Below are 17,265 nucleotides of genomic sequence, written 5' to 3' on the forward strand. Positions count from 1 at the left end.
CCGAGCTATCTAGGCTTGGGCGCCAAGGCTTTCCACGGCGAGTTCCTTGGCCCAGCGGTAGTCGGCCTTGCCGGCGGGGGAGCGCAGTACCTTCTCGGTGCGGATGAACGCCTTCGGCAGTTTGTAGTGCGCGATGTGCTCGCGGCAGGCGTCGGCAAGCTCGGCATCGGTGGCGCTCTGCCCCTCGGCGAACTGCACGATGGCCACCACCTCGCTGCCCCACCGTTCCGACGGCCGTCCCGCGACCACCACGTCGTACACCGCGGGATGGCTCGCGACCGCACGCTCGACTTCCTCGGCGAAGATCTTCTCCCCACCGGAATTGATGGTGACCGAATCGCGGCCGAGCAGTTCGATCTGACCGTCCTCCAGGAACCGGGCGCGGTCACCGGGCACCGACCAGCGCACGCCGTCGATGGTGGGGAACGTGCGCGCCGACTTCTCGGCGTCACCGAGGTAACCCAGCGGGACGTAGGCCCGCCGTGCCAGCCAGCCCTCGCCGTCGCCGGGGGCGAGCACCTTGCTGAAATCCGCTGAGATGATGGCGGTGTCGTGCTGCGGGGTGAATGTGGCGGCCTTCTGCTCGACGCCCTTGGCCGCCATCGTCGTCATCTGCATGCCGGTCTCCGACGCTCCGACGGCGTCGAGCACCATCAGGTTGGGCAGGGCTGCCAGCAGTCGTTCGCGGACCGTCGGCGACAGCGGCGCGCCGCCGTTGGTGATGGTCACCAGCCCGGACAGGTCGTAGTTGCCGGTCTCGATCTCGCCGAGCAGCGGCCGGGCGATCGCGTCGCCGACGACCGGAATGCTCAGCACGCGTTCACGTTCGGCCAGCCGCATCACGGCGGGGGCGTTGAGCCGGTCGACGTCTTCGGGCAGCACCATCCAACCGCCGGTGCTGAACATGTTGAACGCCGCCCACTGCGCCGCGCCGTGCATCAGCGGCGGGATCATCAGCACCGACCGGAAGCCCGCGTTGGTACGAGCCTGTTCGGCGAGTTCGGCGTACGTCGACAGTGACGTGTCCGAACCGAACGGCCGGCCGCCCATCGCCGACATGAAGATGTCGTGCTGGCGCCACAGCACACCCTTGGGCATCCCGGTGGTTCCACCGGTGTAGAGGATGTAGAGGTCGTCGCCGCTGGGGGCTGGCCGCTCGCCGCTGCGTGGCTGGCGCCACAGCACACCCTTGGGCATCCCGGTGGTTCCACCGGTGTAGAGGATGTAGAGGTCGTCGCCGCTGGGGTGGGCATGCCACCGGCCGGCTCCGGCGTGCTGACGATGGACTCGTAATCGACTGCACCGGGCAACAATTCGTTGCCGCTGGCGTCGGCCACCTGGATCAGCACCCGCAACTCCGGGAGCCGGTCGCGGATCGCGGCCACGCACGGCGCGAACTCGGCGCCGTAGACCAGGGCCTTGGCGCCCGAGTCGGTGAGCAGGTAGAGGAGCTCTTCCTCCACGTAGCGGTAGTTGACGTTGAAGGGCGCGACCCGGGCCCGGTAGCCGGCGACCATCGCCTCGAGGTACTGGTTTCCGTTGCGCAGGTACAGCCCGATGTGGTCCTGGCCGGATTCGTGCGGCGCCAGTTGGTCCCGTTCGGTGTGGCAGCCCAGTCCCGCAGCGGTGAGATAGTGCGCGACACCGTCGATGCGGGCGTCGAGTTGCGCATACGTCAGGCGCTGACCCCGCCAGATGAGAGCCTCGTGATCCGGCAGCGTCTCGGCGACGGTGCGGAACACCGACGAAAGGTCGAAGCTGACGGCGCTACTCATGGGCGGTCCTCCGGGTGGCCGAGACTAGAACGCGTTCTAGTCTGCCACGGGCGTGGGCATCGGCAGGTGGCGGAACGTCACCCAGCGGGACCGCCATGAGGTGACGGCATCGCGGGCGTCGTCAGCTAACCCCCAGCGATAAATGGTGGTGCGCCTCCACTTTGGCGAGTAGTCTGGCCTGGTGATTCCGGGCGCACAACGGGGTGCGGAGCGGTCCAGGCCACTACGGGCCGACGCCGAACGCAATCGGGAGCGGATCGTCTCCGCTGCCGCCCGACTTTTTGCCGAACAGGGCCTGTCAGTTCCCCTGGAAGACGTGGCCCGAGCCGCCGAGGTGGGGGTGGCGACCCTCTACCGCCGCTTCCCGACCCGGACCGACCTGGCGATCGCGGCGTTCGAACGGAACATGACCTCCTACGAGGACGCGGTCGACAAAGCCCTGAACAACCCGTGCGCCTGGGACGGCTTCCGCGACCTCGTGTACGACGTCTGTGCGCTGCAGGCCTCCGACCCGGGACTGCGGGCACTACTCACCACCGCGTTCCCGGCCAGTTCCGTCATCGAGCGGCGCGCCGCCTTGGCCGTCGAGAAACTCGGGCAGGTCATTGCCCGAGCGCAACAGGACGGGACGCTGCGTCCGGACATCGGGGTCGGCGACATCGTGGTGATGCTGCTGGCCAACACCGGTGTCCTGGAAGCGACCCGCGAACACGCACCCGATGCGTGGCGCCGATTCGCCGCACTGATGGTCGACGCGTTCCGAGTCGGCCCGCGGCAGGCGCTGCCGCCGCCGACCCCGGCTGAAGAGCTTCGCAGTTCGATCGCCATGCTGACAGGCGACACCTTGCGCATCGAATCCCTTCCCCCGACCGAACCACTGAGGAGCAACCTTGACTGACCGCCCGACCATCGACTTTCCGGCCCGAATCGGCGTGTGGTGGGCGAGCGAGAGCTGGTCGATGCCCGCAGCCGTCGAAGTGGCGCAGGAGATCGAAGCGCTCGGCTTCGGATCGCTGTTCATCCCGGAGGTCGGTCTGAAGGACGCCATGGTGCAGTCCGCGGTGTTCCTGGCCGGAACGCAGCGACTGGTGCTGGGCACCGGGATCGCCAATATCCACGCCCGGCTGGCGACGATCGCCGAGGGCGGCGGCCGCAGCCTGACCGCCGCCTACCCGGGCCGTTTCGTCCTCGGACTCGGCGTCAGCCACGGCCCGTTGGTGGAGAACATGCTCGGCGGAACCTACGACAAGCCGCTGGCCACAATGCGCGGCTATCTCGAACGAATGGCCGGTCTGCCGGAATTCGTGGAGCCGGGCTCCGGGCGTCCGACCCGCCTGCTCGCGGCCCTGGGCCCGAAGATGATCGAGCTGTCCGGCACGCACGCCGACGGTGCGCATCCCTACCTGGTGCTGCCGGAGCAGACTGCGACCACCCGCGAGATCCTCGGCCCGGACAAGTGGGTGGTGTCCGAACAGGCCGTCGTCGTCGGGGAGAGTGCCGAGGAGCAGATGCGCCGGGCGCACCTCCATCTCGAGGTCTATTCGGGCTTGCCGAACTACCGCAACTCGTGGCTGCGGCAAGGCTTCGACGAGTCCGATCTGGTGCGCGGCGGTTCGGACCGGCTTGCCGAACGCATCGTGGGGCAGGGGTCGGTCGAACAGGCCGCCGCATCGGTGACCGCGCACCTCGACGCCGGCGCCGACCACGTGGTGGTGCAGGTGCTCGGCGACGGCGACCCGAGCTGGGACCCGCGCCCGGCGCTGCGCGAACTGGCGGCAGCGCTCGACCTCAAGGGTTGATCGACCTCAAGGGCTGATCGACCTCAGGGGTTGATGGTGTTCTCGCCGACCTGACGTCCCCACACGTACTCGGTGAGGATCGGCTGGCCGAGTTCGAAGTGGTTGTACGGCGCGAGTGAGGCGCCGTAGTCGGCGACCAGGAACGGTGCCGGCCAGAAGTCGTGGGTGACGGGCTGCCAGCAGCCGGGGGCTCCGCCGGGACCACCCTGCGCGTTCACCCGCGGCAGGTTGTCGGGATACACATATGGGTTGGCTGCGCCGGTCAGGCCGATGTGGAAGTCGATCGAATAGCCGTTGCCACCGGCGCTGTCCTTGGCGTTGGACGTCGCGTAGTTGCGCACGGTGCACAGGATCTCGGGGCTGTAGGTGTCGAGCAGCTGGGCGGTCGGGATCAGGTCGGCCTGGCCGCGCACGAAGTACGGGCCGCCGCGTTCGAAGATGTCGGCGCCGGTGTTGCCGAATCCGGTGGAGGCCAACAAGGCGGCGTCGAGATCCTTCTGCTGGGCGTTCAGCGTGCTGGCGGTGGTGACCGCGTGGTCGAGGGAGTCCCAGAACTCGGGGCTGGCCTTGATGTAGACGTCGGCCAGGTTCGACAGCTGGCGGATGTTGCTGCGGATCTGCGGCATCTGCGGATTGACGTCGTCGAGCACCGCGTTGCCGTTGACGATCGACTGGCCGAACTTGGTGCCCAGGCCGTTGAGCGCCTCGGCGGCCGCGCTGAGCGTCAGGTTCAGCTTGACCGGATCGACCTTCTCCGAGATCGAGATGAGCGTCTCGAACAGCGTGTTGAACTCCGTCGTCACGTGGGACACGTCGATCACGTCGCCGCTGGAGATCCGCTGCTTGGACGGATCGGGCGGGCTGCGGAAGGACACGTACTTGTTGCCGAAGACGGTGCTGGCCTTGACCTCGGCGATGGCATTGGCTGGGATCAGCGCGACGTATTTCGGGTTGACGTTCAGTGACAGCTTGGCCTTGGTGGTGCCGTCACGCTCGATGGAGTCGACGCCCGTGACGCGGCCGATCTCGACTCCGTTGTAGGTCACCTTCGACCCCGGGTCCATCACCAGGCCCGCCCGCTGCGAAATGAGCGTCAGCTCGGTCTTGGGTGTGAAGTCGCCACGGAACTGCATGTAGACAAGCACGACGATGATCGTGAGCAGGATGGCGGTCACCGCGAATGCGGTCTTCAGCGGAGGCGAGAACTGCCAGTGCCGAGCCCGGGACTCAAGCCACCCCGGCGCAGCGCCGCGGCGGTCATTCATGTCCGCGCCTGCCCATCTCGGGTCCCCTCCACCGACTGCGGTTCACCCGCAGCGCGCCATTCGTTGCCCTGTCACTATCCCACGCAGGCCGTTGACGTCGGGGTTTTCAGACCAATCGATATCAGTGATGAACTCCGGGTGCCGGCCATCAGGTGACCTGGCTCACACCACAAATTCAGGCCGTCTGGTGAGCCTCGAGAACGAGCTGGGAAACGGGCTGCAGGACACCGTATTTGGGGTCCCTACCGTCACCCGAGGACCGGCCGCGCGCGTGCCGCCAGAGCCAGGGGATCAGCAGGCCGCGGGTCCACTGGCCTTGCGCATACATGCGCTGCCAGAAGCCGTCCTGGATCTCTTCGCCGCTGGGCTGCGCCCAATCATGATTGCTGCCGGGCAGTTTCAGCGCTTCGGCGGCGGCCTCGGCGAACAGGATGTGACCCCGGGTCGAGGCGTGCATGCGGTCGTGACTCCAGTTCGACGTCTCGTTCATCGACTCGGCGTTGTACAGATCGACCAGACCGAACCCGTGCCGGTCGGCGGACTGGCGGATGACCGCATTGACCTCCCGGATGCGCGCGCCGATCAACCGGCCCACCGGCAGCATCTTCGCGACGTCGGGGAATGTCGTCGTCACCACCGTCGCGCCGGAGTCCGCCAACTGGCGGTAGACGTTGTCGAGATCGCCCATTGCCCTGGTGAACGTCCGGCCCGGTCGTGTGACGTCGTTCATCCCGATGCAGACCGTCACCAGATCGGGGTTCATTGCCAGCGCTCGGGGGAGCTGATCCTCCAGGACGTCGATCACCCGTTTGCCGCGGATCGCAAGATTGGCGTACAGCAATCCCGGATGGCGGGAGTCCAGGGTGGCGGCCAGTCGATCGGCGAACCCGATCAGGCCCTGGGTGTCGTCGCCGTCCCACAGACCTTCGGTCTGACTGTCGCCGATCGCGACATAGCGAGAGAAGCCGATGTCGGACATGAACCTCGACTTTAGCGCCGTACACCGCAGTACGATCGGCAGGCGAATGGAAGCTGGGGTGTACAAAAGGTGAAGTCGTCGGCGTCGGTCGAATCCACGGCACCGCAGTCAGATCCCGCTCCGTCGACACCTCGCCAGCGACTCATCGACGCGCTGGCTGCCTCGATCACCGACGTCGGATACTCGGCGACCACCGTCGCCGACATCGTGCGCCGCGCGCGGACGTCACGACGCACCTTCTATGAGTACTTCACCGACCGCGAAGCGTGCTTGGTGGCGCTGCTCGCCGATACGAACCGCCGGGCTGTGGAGACGATCTCAGCCGCCGTCGACCCGGCAGCACCCTGGGAAACGCAGATCAGGCAGGCCGTCGAAGCCTGGGTCGCCAATGCCGAGTCGGAACCGGCGGTGATGCTGAGTTGGATCCGCGACGTCCCGGCCCTCGGAATGGCCGCCCGGACGCTGCAGCGGGAAGTCACCGAGTCGTTCATCGTGATGGTCCGGACACTGTCCGACACCGAGGAACTGCGGGCCGCGGGCATTCCGATGGTGTCCCGTCAGCGGGCGATCATGCTGATCGGCGGATTGCGGGAACTGACCGCGGTGACGGTCGAGAGCGGCGGCCGGATGAAGGACATCACCGACGAGGCGGTCGCCGCGGCCATCGCCCTACTGGGCCCGCATCGCGGCAGCTGAGCTGGCCTACTTCTTGAGCCAGGCGCGAACTTTGTCCAGGTCGCGGGTGTACATCTCGAACCACTCGTTGTCGAAGAACGAGGCGCCGCTGATGGCCTCGTTGCCCTGCCAGACCACCCGTACCCGGTACTTGTCGCGCAGGTAGACATCGACGCGACCGCTTTCTCGGCGCTGCCAGCCCTTTTCTTCGCCGGCCGCGGAAAGGGCCAGCCGCTCGTCGGTGCCAGACATCAGTGACTACTCCTCTTGGGCGGCGGTACGGGCATCCCGCGGGTCAACAGTACTGGGAAGGCCCCGGCCCGCTGCCGTTGTATCGCCCGGTACATCGGCGTACCGTGACCGGTACAGCGACGTACCGAGGCGGAGGATGGGAACCATGGCGCACGCGACGACCGATCCGGTCCGACTCCCGCCCGGCCCGAACGCTCCACGGCTGCTGCAGGGCATTCGCTTTCTCACCGCACGGCGGGCGGTGGTGGGCAACCTCGGCCGGCGATACGGGTCGGCGGTCACCCTGAATCTGCCGATCTTCGGCAGGACCGTGTTGATCAGCGACCCCACCCTGATCAAAGAGCTGTTCACCACCGGCAGCGATCTGGTGGGCCGGGCCACCAATCTCGGCGAGGTGTTGGGCCCGGGCTCGACGTTCAGCCTCGACGGCGAGGAGCACCGCGAGCGACGCAAGCTGCTGGTGCCGCCGTTCCACGGCAAGCGCATGCACAGCTACGAGGCCATCATCGAAGAGGAAGTGCTGCGCGAGGTCGCGCACTGGCCCGAGGGTGTCGAATTCGACACGCTGCCGTCGATGATGCGGATCACGCTCAACGCGATCCTGCGCGCGGTCTTCGGTGCCGACGGTGCCGCATTCGACGAATTGCGCGAACAGCTGCCCCGTCTGGTGGCAGTCGGGTCGCGGCTGGCGTTGCTGCCGAGAGTTTTTCGGCGCGATTTCGGCCCCCGCAGCCCGGGCGGCGCCATGCTGCGCCACCGACGGCGCTACGACGAGATCGTGGACTCCCTGATCGCCGACGCTCGTCGCGACCCGGCCTTCGACGAGCGCCCGGACGTCTTGTCGTTGATGCTGCGGGCGCGCTACGAGGACGGCTCGGCAATCCCCGACCGGCACATCGCCGACGAACTGTTGACCCTGCTGACCGCCGGACACGAGACCACCGCGACCACCCTGGCATGGCTGGTCGAACGGGTGCGCCGGCACCCGCAGCTGTTGGAGCGGCTGACCGCGGAAGCCGACGCCGGCGGATCCGAATTACAGCAGGCGACGATCTGGGAGGTGCAACGGCTGCGGCCCGTCATCGACGGCACATCGCGGCGCGCGTTGCAGCGAATCCGCCTCGGGGAGTGGGTGATTCCCGAAGGTCATGTGGTCATCGTCAGCATCCCGATGGCGCACACCAACCCCGACCGATTCAGCGGACCGTCGGCATTCGACCCGGACCGGTTCATCGGGAACCCGCCGGACAACTACGCCTGGATCCCGTTCGGCGGCGGGATCCGCCGCTGTATCGGCGCCGCGTTCGCCAACATGGAGATGAACGTCACCCTGCGAACGCTGTTGCGCGAGTTCACTTTTGTGCCCACCGACGCACCGGGCGAGGCGTACCACTCCAGGGGGATCGCCAACGCCCCGGCCGACGGTGGCCGGGCGGTGGTCTACCGGCGGTCCGACACCCGAGCCTCGACCGACTGGGCGGCTCCTGGGAATCTGCTGGGAATTGCGTCAGGCGGGGAGTCGGCGGTTCAGCAGAACGCCCGCACCGATTGACAACGCCAGGGCAAGGGCGCCGAGTGCCACCCAGCCCGCACTGGCGTCACCGCGCACCACTTGGTATCCGATCTGCTCGTCGAGGGTCGAGTACACCCGGTTCAACTCGCCGAGGCTGGTGGCGCGGAAGGCTTGGCCGCCACTGAGATCGGCGATCCGCGCCAGCGAGTCGTCATCGGTCGGAACCGGGATCGATTGACCGTCGACCTGGACCACGCCGTTCGGCGTGCCGAACGAAATCGTCGAGATCGGCACCCCCTGCTCCTTGGCGGCCTGCGCGGCGGTGAACGCCCCACGCGGAGCGTCGAGATCCGGCGGCACCGTCTCCTTGCCGTCGGACTCCAGCACAATGCGGCCCGGCGGCGGCCCGTCGCCACCGCCCATCACCGCCCCGGTGGTCGCAATCGCTTGCAGCGCAGTGAAAATGCCCTCGCCCGTTGCGGTGCGCGGCTCGGGGACCAACTTGTCGATCGCCTGCTTGACCTGCTGGCGGTCGATCGTCGGCGCGACCAGCAGCGTGGCCCCTGACGAGAACTTCACCAGCCCGAGATTGATGCCCGGAGTGAGCATGTCGGCGAAATGCTTACCCGCCTCGCGGGCCGCCTCGATCCGGCTGGGAGCGACATCGGTGGCCGACATCGATTCGGAGACATCGATGACGAGCATGACGACGGCCCGGTTACGGGGGATCCGCACGTCATGGGTGGGCCCGGCCATCGCGGTGGTGAGCAGTGCCAGGGCCGCCACCAGCAGGGCCGCGGGCAGATGCCGCCATCTGCGCGGTTTCTGACCGGCGGCGACCTGCTCCAGCACCGCCATGTTCGCGAAGCGCAACACCCGCCGGCGTCGGCTCCGCTGGACCAGCACGTAGACGGCCACGGCAACGCCGACGACCACGAGGTAGCAGAACAGCCACGGGGTTGTGAAGCCCGAAAGTGACAGCGATTTCACAGCATCCACGCCGGCGGGACCACCTCTCAACTAACCCCGGTACAAAGGACACGTTAGCCACCGTTCCTTGGGGCTGGCCGACAGTGACGACAGGAGTGGGTTGTTGCCCGGTATCGGTTCGTTGCCCCTGAGCGGGCTGGCGCATCCCGGCCTGCTGGCGCTGGCCGTGATACCCGCACTGCTGCTGGTCCTCTACGTCCTCGGGCAGGTCCAGCGACGGCGGCGCCTGCGGCAGTTCGGCGAGGCGGCGGCGCTGCAGCGGCTGACACCGAGGCGGCCACATCGCCTGCGGCACTTGCCTATTGCGCTGTCGATCTGTGCGCTGCTGCTGCTCATCGTCGCACTTGCCGGACCCACCCATGAGGCCCGCATCCCGCGCAACCGGGCCGTCGTGATGTTGGTCATCGACGTCTCACAGTCGATGCAGGCCAAAGATGTTGCCCCGACCCGCCTGCGGGCCGCGCAGGATGCGGCCAAGACGTTCGCCAAACAGCTGACCCCGGGGGTCAACCTTGGCTTGGTCTCGTTCGGCGGCAACGTGAATCTGCTGGTGTCCCCGACCCCCGATCACGCGGCCACCGTCACCGCATTGGACAAGTTGCAGCCGGACAATTCCACCGCCACCGGGGAGGCGCTGTTCACCTCGCTGGAGTCGATCCAGACCGTGAGCACCGTGCTCAGCGCGGGCGATGCGACACCACCGCCGGCGCGCATCGTGCTGCTGTCCGACGGTGGCGAGAACAAACCCGCCAATCCGGACAACCCCCGCGGGGCCTTCACCGCCGCGCGAGCCGCCAAGGACCAGGGCGTGCCGGTCTCGACGATCACGTTCGGCACCCAGGACGGGGTGGTGACCCTCAAGGACGACACCATCCCGGTGCCGTCGGACGGCACCCAGATGAAGCGAATCGCAGAACTGTCGGGTGGACAGAACTACACCGCCACCAACATCGATGAGTTGAACAAGAGCTACGGGGCGGTCCTCCAGCAGGTCGGCTACCAGACGATCAGCGCGCCCGCGACCACCGGCTGGCTGCGGCTGGCCGTGGTGATGCTGACCGTCGCGGCGTTTCTCGCGCTGGCAGTGAACCGGAACCTGCCCGCGTAGATGTGCGCTCGGGTGGGCATAGCTAATGCGACACGCAGAGGAGGTCCAGCCGGATGAGCGACGACACCGCGCCCAACGAGAACCCCGCCAAAGACCCGGACGAGTGGGTGACCGGCGATGAGCCGATGACCGGGCCGCAGCGCAGTTACCTCGGCACGCTGGCGCAGGAGGCCGGCGTCGAAGTTCCCGAGCAGCTGACCAAGGCGCAGGCCTCGGAGATGATCGATGAGCTGCAGAAGACGACCGGACGGGGCACCTGATGATCACTTCCGATGATGTTCGCCGGCTTCTCGACGGTGACTCCGACGCGGTGTTGGTTCTCATCGAGGGCCGCATTGACGTGGTGGGCCCGTCCGCCCTGGACACTGACGACTACCGCGGGGCGCTGCAGGTGATCACCCGTGCGGAGCTGATCGAGCAGGCCGGCGGAGAGGCACTCTCGGACCGTGAACTCGCCGAGCAGGCCGCAGCCCTGGACACCGCGGTCTCCGAACTGGGCGGTTAGTGTCCCGCGCCCCGGGCCCGTTTCACCAATTCCACTGAGGCCGAGCGCAATTCGTCGGCCGAGGACAGCGGTCCACCGAACCCGACCCGGGTGTAGCCCGCGCCGCGCGGGGTGTCGACCCGAAGGTCGAGCCCGTAGCGGTCGACACCGGTGCACACCGCGGCCGTGGTGTCCGGGTAGCCGCCCAGTGCGCGTGCCATCTCCACCAGCGAGTCGGCGTGATCGGCGTTGAGGTGGGCGATGGCGCCCGCGGCCTGGGGGCGAACGGGGTCGGCTGTGGCCGCCGCGTAGTCCTCGGCGGTGGCCGAATCCATCCGGCCGTACCCGCCGACCCAGCGCACGCGGTGCACGCGCAGCACCCAGAGCGTGAAATCGGAGTAGTCGACGTAGTACTTCGCCGCCGCGACGGCGGCCAGATGTGCGTCGCGCGCGGCGCGGGCCTCATCTCCGGTCGGGCGTTCCGCGACGCCGGCCAGCGTGATCCGCCCGCTGGCCAGCGGGTCGGTCTCGGTGGTGGGCGCGACGATGGCAAGACTGGCGCGCGGGTCGCCGGCGAGGTTGCGGCCGTGCTCGGCCATGTTCGACACGCACAGCACCGGCTGACCGTCGAGCAGTCCATAGGTGACGAACGAGGCCCACGGATCACCGGCCGCGGTCAGAGAGGCCAGTGTCGCGGTATTGGTCGAGGCCGCGATGCTGCGAGCTTCCTCCGCCGCCGAGGGCCGGGTCGCGTCGACCACGGCGGTCAGCGGCGGCGGAACCGAAGGGGCGTCGCCCGGGTCGCCATGATCGCGTGATGCCACGTCGGCACGATACCGCGGAGGTTAGGGTCGAATTGTCGTGACGATCTCGTTCACCGTCACGAAACACCGCGGATGCCGCGGCGCCACCGCATCGCTTCGAAGGCATAAGAAGGTTCGGTCATGAGGAACGTACGTCTGATCGCTGTTGTCGCGGCCGCTGTCGTGGTCGCTGGTGTCGCCTGCGCACCACCAGAGAAGAAGAGCGGCGGCGGCAACGGCGCCGCCGCAGGCCAAGCCACGTCGATGGCCGACTTCGGCGGCATGGACGGGCTGATCGCGGCGGCCAAGAAGGAGGGCGAGCTCAACGTGATCGCCCTGCCGCCGGACTGGGCCAACTACGGCGCCATCATCAAGGCGTTCGGTGACAAGTACGGCATCAAGGTGAACTCCGCTCAGCCTGACGCCGCCAGCCAGGACGAGATCAACGCCGCCAATCAGCAGAAGGGCCGCAGCACCGCACCGGACGTCTTCGACCTCGGTCAGTCGGTGGCATTGGCCAACAAAGCGATGTTCGCGCCGTACAAGGTCGCGACCTTCGACAGCATTCCGACCGACATGAAGGCGGTGGACGGATCGCTGGTCAACGACTATGGCGGATACATGTCGATCGGCTACGACTCCGCCAAGGTTCCGGACCTGAGCACCGTCAACGATCTGCTGAAGCCGGACTACAAGGGCAAGGTGGCACTCAACGGTGATCCGACCCAGGCCGGCGCCGCCTTCTCCGGTGTGGCGATGGTGGCCCTGTCCCAGGGTGGTTCAGCCGACAAGGTCGCGCCCGGCGTCGACTTCTTCGCCAAGCTGAAGCAGGCGGGCAACTTCCTGCCCGTCGACCCGACGCCGGCGACCATCGAGTCCGGCCAGACGCCCATCGTCATCGACTGGGATTACCTGAACGCCGCCGAAACCAAGAAGCTGCCCAGCTGGAAGGTGTTCGTGCCACAGGACGCGGTGCTGGGCGGGTACTACTTCCAGGCGATCAACAAAGACGCGCCGCATCCGGCGGCCGCCCGGTTGTGGCAGGAGTTCCTCTTCAGCGACGAGGGCCAGAACCTGTACCTGGCCGGCGGCGCGCGACCGGTGCGGGCCGACGCGATGGTCAAGGCCGGCACCATCGACACCGCCGCCTACGAGAAGCTGCCGCCGATCAGCGGCAAGCCCGTCATCCTGACCCAGGCTCAGACCGACGCCGCGACCCGATACCTGGCCGACAACTGGGCCAAAGCGATGGGCTGACGCGTCGCGTGCTCCGCCATCAGTCGCCGGCCCAGCTTCTCCGGCAAGCACTTCCGTTGGTGCCGTTCGGAGTGTTCGTGACGGTCTTCTTGATCATCCCGACCGCGACGGTGATCGTGTCCGCGTTCTACTTGGACGGGGTGTTCTCACTGCAGCGAATCGGATTGCTGTTCTCCGGCACCGCGCTGGCCGCCCTGGGTAAGAGCGTGCTGCTCTCGACGGTCACCGCCGCGATCGGAGCGGTTCTTGGTGCCGTGCTGGCGTGGCTGGTGGTCACCAGCTCGCCGACGTCACCGATGCGCAGGGTGGTGCTGTCGCTGTGCAGCGTGCTCGCCCAATTCGGCGGCGTGGCATTGGCATTCGCCTTCCTGGCGACGATCGGCCTCAACGGCGTGCTGACCGTCTGGGTGTTCGACCGGTTCGGGCTCAACCTGGCCGGTGACGGCTGGCTCTACTCGTTGCGCGGCCTGATGCTGGTCTACACCTACTTCCAGATCCCGTTGATGGTCATCGTGTTCACCCCGGCGCTGGAGGGGTTGCGAGCGGAGTGGCGTGAGGCCGCGGTCAGCCTGGGCGCCTCCCGGTGGGCGTACTGGCGGGAGGTGGGTTTCCCGCTGCTGACACCGGCATTCCTCGGGTCCGCGTTGTTGTTGTTCGCCAACGCTTTTGCCGCCTACGCCACCGCCGCGGCACTGGTCAGCCAGGGCAGCCCGATCCTGCCCCTGCTCATCCGCTCGGCCCTGACGTCGGAGGTCGTGCTCGGACAGTCCGGGTTCGCCTACGCGCTGGCGCTCGAGATGGTGGTCGTGGTCGCCGTCGTGATGGTCGCCTACAACCTGCTGGTGCGGCGGACGTCGAGGTGGCTGCAGTGAATCGGGTCGGGCGGGCGGCGCTGCTGACGCTGTTCGGGGTGTTCTTCCTGTTCCCGCTCTATGCGATGGCGGACTTCAGTACCCGCAACCTCATTCACGGGGGACGCACGCTTCAGGCGTGGAAGAACCTGATACAGAACGAGATGCTGTATCAGGCGATCATCGTCTCGCTGTTGTTGGCAGCGTTCACCGTTGTGCTGATGCTGGTGATCCTGGTCCCGACGATGATCTGGGTGCGCCTGCGCGCGCCGTGGGGCAAACGGCTGGTCGAGTTCCTCTGTCTGCTGCCCTTGACCATCCCCGCGCTGGTGATCGTGGTGGGGCTGCGCAACGTCTACCTGTGGGTGGTCTACTTCCTCGGGGAGTCGGCGTTGACGCTGACGTTCGTCTACGTGGTCCTCGTACTGCCGTTCGCGTATCGATCCCTCGATGGCGCCCTGTCGTCGATCGACCTGAAAACACTTGCCGAAGCGGCACGTTCCCTCGGCGCGGGCTGGACCACTACGATCCTGCGAGTCGTGGTGCCCAACATCTGGTCGGGCATCCTGTCGGCCGCCTTCATCTCCATCGCCGTGGTGCTGGGCGAGTACACCATCGCGTCGTTGAGCGGATACCAGAACCTGCAGGTGGTGATCGTCGCGATCGGCAAGAGCGACGGGCCGACCTCGGTGGCGGCGTCGTTGGCGACACTGGTGTTCGGGTTCGTTCTGCTGCTGATCCTCTCGCTGGTGACCCGCCGTCACCGGCACGCCGGCGTCGTCGGCGGGAAAGGAAGCCGATGACCGGAAACGGTGTGGCCGTCGATTTCAGGGATGTGACAAGGGTTTACAACGGGACCGTCCACGCGCTCGACGGACTGACACTGCACCTGGAGCCCGGTGAGATGGTCGCCCTGCTCGGTCCGTCGGGCTGCGGCAAGACCACCGCGCTGCGGATCCTGGCCGGGCTCGACGAGCCGACCGCGGGCCAGGTCGCCGTCGATGGCGCCGACATCACCGGTGTGCCACCCAACAAGCGGGACATGGGGATGGTGTTTCAGGCTTACAGCCTCTTCCCGCATCTGACCGTTCTCGACAACGTCGCGTTCGGGCTCAAGCTGCGCGGCAAGTCCAAAGCCGACCGCACCGCCAAGGCCGCCGACATGCTCGATCTGGTGGGGCTGTCCGAACACAAGCAGAAGTACGCCAGCCAGCTTTCCGGCGGCCAGCAGCAGCGGGTGGCACTGGCGCGTGCCCTGGCCATCCAGCCGCGGGTGTTGCTGCTGGACGAGCCGCTGTCGGCCCTCGATGCGAAGGTGCGGGCGCAGCTGCGCGACGAAATCCGGCGGGTACAACTCGAAGTCGGCACGACGACGCTGTTCGTCACCCACGACCAGGAGGAAGCTCTGGCCGTCGCCGACCGCGTCGGCGTCATGAATCAGGGCCGGCTGGAACAGATCGCCGCGCCCGCCGATGTCTACGCCCATCCCGCCACCCCGTTCGTCGCCGAGTTCGTGGGCCTGAACAACAGGCTCGACGTCCAGGTGACCGACGGGCGGGTCCACCTGCTGGGGACCACACTGCCTGCGGCAACCGGCTCGGTGGCGGCGGGCGCCGGCGTCGCGCTGGTGCGACCGGAGTCGGTGCGGATCGACGCCGCCCCCGACGGTCCGGCCACCGTCGCCTCGGTGTCGTTCCTGGGCCCGATCTCGTTGATCCACTGCACCTTTGACGACGGCACCCGGCTGGTCGCCCAGAGCTCGAGTGCCCATGCCGCCGGGCTGACCCTGGGTGATCGCGTCGCTGCCCGCGTTGAGCAGCCCGAGGTGTTGGTGGTGCCTGCAGGCTAGTCCGCGCATCGAGTCAGACGTCGGAGCGACATCGAGGGCCGTATCTGCGCTCCCAGTTCTGACTCGTTGTGCATCGCGCGGCGGTACGTTGTCGGGCATGGTTCAGGATGAGGGAACGCCGAATTTCACCGCGCAGGAACGTGACCGGATCGAAGAAGAGCTGGCAGATCTGCGTCGCCGCCGAGATCAGATGCGGGCCGAACTGCAGGGCGACGCCGACACCGTAGGCGACCGTGGCGACGCCGCTGACGCGCTGCAACGGTCGGAGGATCTGGCCGGCGTCGACGAGCAGATCAACCGCTTGACCTGGCTGCTCGCCGGGGGAAATGCGGACGCCCCGGGGCAACTGCCCAACGGCACCGAGGTGACCGTGCGTTTCCCTGGTGACGAGCCGGTGCGCATGCGGATCATCCACTTCCTGGAAGAGACGCCGGCCGGCGAAGAGGACACCACGCTGACCTCAGACAGTCCGCTCGGTCTAGCGTTGTTCGGGCGCCGTGCTGGTGAGACCGTCACTTACTCGACGCCACGGGGCGAGCTGCAGGTGGAGCTGCTGGCCATCGACATTCCGAACGAGCGATAGAGGTGTGATGCGGGCGATACGGGTGACCGAGCTGGCCGGTCCGGAATCGGTGCAGCTGGTCGATATCGACGAGCCGACCGACGAGGGCGCGATCCTGGTCGACGTCCATGCCGCCGGGGTGGCCTTCCCGGACGCGTTGCTCACCCGCGGGCTCTATCAGTACAAGCCGGAGTTGCCCTTCACCCTGGGGGCTGAGGTCGCGGGCGTCGTGCGGTCCGCTCCCGCGGACGCCCCGGTGAAAGCCGGTGACCGGGTGGTCGGTCTGACGATGATCACCGGCGCGATGGCCGAGACCGTGGTGCTCACACCGGACCGGGTGTTCCCGCTGCCGGACAACGTCAGCTTCGAAGCCGGCGCCGGCCTGTTGTTCAACGACCTGACCGTGTATTTCGCTCTGACCGTGCGCGGCAGGCTGGCCGAGGGCGAGTCGGTGCTCGTCCACGGCGCGGCCGGCGGCATCGGGACCTCCACGCTGCGACTCGCGCCCGCGCTGGGCGCCAGCCGGGTGATCGCGGTGGTCAGCACCGAGGACAAGGCGGACGTGGCCAGGGCGGCGGGTGCCACCGACGTCGTGCTGGCCGACGGGTTCAAGGACGCGGTCGCCGAGCTGACCGGCGGCAAGGGTGTCGACATCGTCATGGATCCGGTGGGCGGCGACCGGTTCACCGACTCGCTGCGCTCGCTGGCGCCGGCCGGGCGGCTGCTGGTGGTCGGATTCACCGGAGGTGAGATTCCCACCGTCAAGGTAAATCGGCTGCTGCTCAACAACATCGATGTCGTCGGGGTCGGCTGGGGTGCCTGGACCATTTTTTTTTTTTTTTTTTTTTTTTCTTCTTTTCTTTTTCTTTTTTTTTCTTGTTTTTTTTTTTCTTTCTTGTTTTTTTTTTTGTGGGTGCCTGGACCATGACGCATCCCGGGGCGTTGACCGAGCAGTGGGACGGGCTGGCCGAGTTGCTGATCTCCGGTGCGCTGGCCGCGCCTCAGCCCGAGATTTATCCGCTGGAGCAGGCCGCCGCGGCGGTCGCCTCGCTGGAGAATCGCACCGCCAAAGGCAAGGTCGTGGTCCGCGTCAGGGACTGACC

Annotated in this window: 17 protein-coding genes and 2 pseudogenes; 13 read left to right on the plus strand and 6 right to left on the minus strand. The window is 67.3% G+C overall.

Going from position 1 to position 17,265, the window contains the following annotated elements; genetic code table 11:
* Positions 1–9: 9 nt before the first annotated feature.
* Positions 10–1,775 (minus strand): annotated as a pseudogene (locus D3H54_RS00450) (acyl-CoA synthetase).
* 181 nt (positions 1,776–1,956) lie between these two features.
* Here D3H54_RS00450 and D3H54_RS00455 point away from each other — a divergent pair.
* Positions 1,957–2,673: a TetR/AcrR family transcriptional regulator gene (locus D3H54_RS00455; RefSeq protein WP_286199064.1), complete on the plus strand. Its 717-nt coding sequence runs from the start codon at positions 1,957–1,959 to the stop codon at positions 2,671–2,673.
* Entirely contained in the window at positions 2,666–3,574 is a 909-nt protein-coding gene (locus D3H54_RS00460) for an LLM class F420-dependent oxidoreductase (protein WP_149377379.1), read from the plus strand. The genes D3H54_RS00455 and D3H54_RS00460 overlap by 8 nt, the downstream gene beginning before the upstream one ends.
* Positions 3,575–3,597: 23 nt before the next feature.
* Here D3H54_RS00460 and D3H54_RS00465 read toward each other — a convergent pair whose 3' ends face one another.
* The gene (locus D3H54_RS00465) at positions 3,598–4,839 is read right to left on the minus strand and encodes an MCE family protein (protein WP_149377380.1); all 1,242 of its coding nucleotides are present in this window, start codon (positions 4,837–4,839) and stop codon (positions 3,598–3,600) included.
* Between the two features lie 175 nt (positions 4,840–5,014).
* A complete protein-coding gene (locus D3H54_RS00470; protein ID WP_149377381.1) occupies positions 5,015–5,818 on the minus strand; it encodes an SGNH/GDSL hydrolase family protein in 804 nt (267 codons plus the stop codon).
* A gap of 69 nt (positions 5,819–5,887) precedes the next feature.
* Here D3H54_RS00470 and D3H54_RS00475 point away from each other — a divergent pair, with 69 nt between their 5' ends.
* Positions 5,888–6,514, plus strand: a complete 627-nt coding sequence (locus tag D3H54_RS00475; RefSeq protein ID WP_149377382.1) for a TetR/AcrR family transcriptional regulator — start codon at positions 5,888–5,890, stop codon at positions 6,512–6,514.
* Between the two features lie 6 nt (positions 6,515–6,520).
* Here D3H54_RS00475 and D3H54_RS00480 read toward each other — a convergent pair whose 3' ends face one another.
* The gene (locus D3H54_RS00480) at positions 6,521–6,745 is read right to left on the minus strand and encodes a hypothetical protein (RefSeq protein WP_149377383.1); all 225 of its coding nucleotides are present in this window, start codon (positions 6,743–6,745) and stop codon (positions 6,521–6,523) included.
* 145 nt (positions 6,746–6,890) lie between these two features.
* Here D3H54_RS00480 and D3H54_RS00485 point away from each other — a divergent pair, with 145 nt between their 5' ends.
* The gene (locus D3H54_RS00485; RefSeq protein ID WP_149377384.1) at positions 6,891–8,297 is read left to right on the plus strand and encodes a cytochrome P450; all 1,407 of its coding nucleotides are present in this window, start codon (positions 6,891–6,893) and stop codon (positions 8,295–8,297) included.
* Here the strand turns inward: D3H54_RS00485 and D3H54_RS00490 are convergent.
* Positions 8,253–9,257, minus strand: a complete 1,005-nt coding sequence (locus D3H54_RS00490) for a VWA domain-containing protein (RefSeq protein ID WP_210419624.1) — start codon at positions 9,255–9,257, stop codon at positions 8,253–8,255. The genes D3H54_RS00485 and D3H54_RS00490 overlap by 45 nt on opposite strands.
* Positions 9,258–9,351: 94 nt before the next feature.
* Here D3H54_RS00490 and D3H54_RS00495 point away from each other — a divergent pair, with 94 nt between their 5' ends.
* From D3H54_RS00495 to D3H54_RS00505, 3 genes are read left to right on the plus strand one after another with little or no spacing between them, the layout of a single operon-like run.
* A complete protein-coding gene (locus D3H54_RS00495; protein WP_149377385.1) occupies positions 9,352–10,356 on the plus strand; it encodes a VWA domain-containing protein in 1,005 nt (334 codons plus the stop codon).
* A gap of 53 nt (positions 10,357–10,409) precedes the next feature.
* A complete protein-coding gene (locus D3H54_RS00500; protein WP_149377386.1) occupies positions 10,410–10,616 on the plus strand; it encodes a DUF3072 domain-containing protein in 207 nt (68 codons plus the stop codon).
* Complete coding sequence (locus D3H54_RS00505; protein WP_149377387.1) at positions 10,613–10,861, plus strand: hypothetical protein; 249 nt, start codon at positions 10,613–10,615, stop codon at positions 10,859–10,861. The genes D3H54_RS00500 and D3H54_RS00505 overlap by 4 nt, the downstream gene beginning before the upstream one ends.
* Here the strand turns inward: D3H54_RS00505 and D3H54_RS00510 are convergent.
* Positions 10,858–11,664: a HugZ family pyridoxamine 5'-phosphate oxidase gene (locus D3H54_RS00510; RefSeq protein ID WP_149377388.1), complete on the minus strand. Its 807-nt coding sequence runs from the start codon at positions 11,662–11,664 to the stop codon at positions 10,858–10,860. The two genes, D3H54_RS00505 and D3H54_RS00510, sit on opposite strands and share 4 nt — an antisense overlap.
* Positions 11,665–11,784: 120 nt before the next feature.
* Between D3H54_RS00510 and D3H54_RS00515 the strand changes: the two genes are divergently transcribed.
* The 6 genes and pseudogenes from D3H54_RS00515 (at position 11,785) to D3H54_RS00540 (ending at position 17,263) form a co-directional block, all read left to right on the plus strand.
* Positions 11,785–12,900, plus strand: a complete 1,116-nt coding sequence (locus D3H54_RS00515; protein ID WP_149377389.1) for an ABC transporter substrate-binding protein — start codon at positions 11,785–11,787, stop codon at positions 12,898–12,900.
* A gap of 8 nt (positions 12,901–12,908) precedes the next feature.
* The gene (locus tag D3H54_RS00520) at positions 12,909–13,772 is read left to right on the plus strand and encodes an ABC transporter permease (RefSeq protein ID WP_149377390.1); all 864 of its coding nucleotides are present in this window, start codon (positions 12,909–12,911) and stop codon (positions 13,770–13,772) included.
* A 65-nt stretch (positions 13,773–13,837) separates the two neighbouring features.
* Positions 13,838–14,554, plus strand: coding sequence for an ABC transporter permease (locus D3H54_RS00525; RefSeq protein WP_149383262.1), 717 nt, complete (start codon positions 13,838–13,840; stop codon positions 14,552–14,554).
* Entirely contained in the window at positions 14,551–15,600 is a 1,050-nt protein-coding gene (locus D3H54_RS00530) for an ABC transporter ATP-binding protein (RefSeq protein WP_149377391.1), read from the plus strand. Before D3H54_RS00525 ends, D3H54_RS00530 begins: the two co-directional genes overlap by 4 nt.
* 97 nt (positions 15,601–15,697) lie before the next feature.
* Positions 15,698–16,183, plus strand: a complete 486-nt coding sequence (locus D3H54_RS00535; RefSeq protein WP_149377392.1) for a GreA/GreB family elongation factor — start codon at positions 15,698–15,700, stop codon at positions 16,181–16,183.
* 7 nt (positions 16,184–16,190) lie between these two features.
* A pseudogene (locus tag D3H54_RS00540) lies at positions 16,191–17,263 on the plus strand (NADPH:quinone oxidoreductase family protein).
* The last annotated feature ends 2 nt before the right edge of the window (positions 17,264–17,265 follow it).

This window comes from Mycobacterium sp. ELW1 (assembly GCF_008329905.1).
Classification (GTDB): Bacteria; Actinomycetota; Actinomycetes; order Mycobacteriales; family Mycobacteriaceae; genus Mycobacterium.

Bases quoted from the DNA above. Each gene is read 5' to 3' on its own strand.
- D3H54_RS00465 (WP_149377380.1), bottom strand. From the start codon at position 4,839: ATGAATGACCGCCGCGGCGCTGCGCCGGGGTGGCTTGAGTCCCGGGCT.
- D3H54_RS00470 (WP_149377381.1), bottom strand. From the start codon at position 5,818: ATGTCCGACATCGGCTTCTCTCGCTATGTCGCGATCGGCGACAGTCAG.
- D3H54_RS00480 (WP_149377383.1), bottom strand. From the start codon at position 6,745: ATGTCTGGCACCGACGAGCGGCTGGCCCTTTCCGCGGCCGGCGAAGAA.
- D3H54_RS00485 (WP_149377384.1), top strand. From the start codon at position 6,891: ATGGCGCACGCGACGACCGATCCGGTCCGACTCCCGCCCGGCCCGAAC.
- D3H54_RS00500 (WP_149377386.1), top strand. From the start codon at position 10,410: ATGAGCGACGACACCGCGCCCAACGAGAACCCCGCCAAAGACCCGGAC.
- D3H54_RS00515 (WP_149377389.1), top strand. From the start codon at position 11,785: ATGAGGAACGTACGTCTGATCGCTGTTGTCGCGGCCGCTGTCGTGGTC.
- D3H54_RS00525 (WP_149383262.1), top strand. From the start codon at position 13,838: ATGGCGGACTTCAGTACCCGCAACCTCATTCACGGGGGACGCACGCTT.
- D3H54_RS00530 (WP_149377391.1), top strand. From the start codon at position 14,551: ATGACCGGAAACGGTGTGGCCGTCGATTTCAGGGATGTGACAAGGGTT.
- D3H54_RS00535 (WP_149377392.1), top strand. From the start codon at position 15,698: ATGGTTCAGGATGAGGGAACGCCGAATTTCACCGCGCAGGAACGTGAC.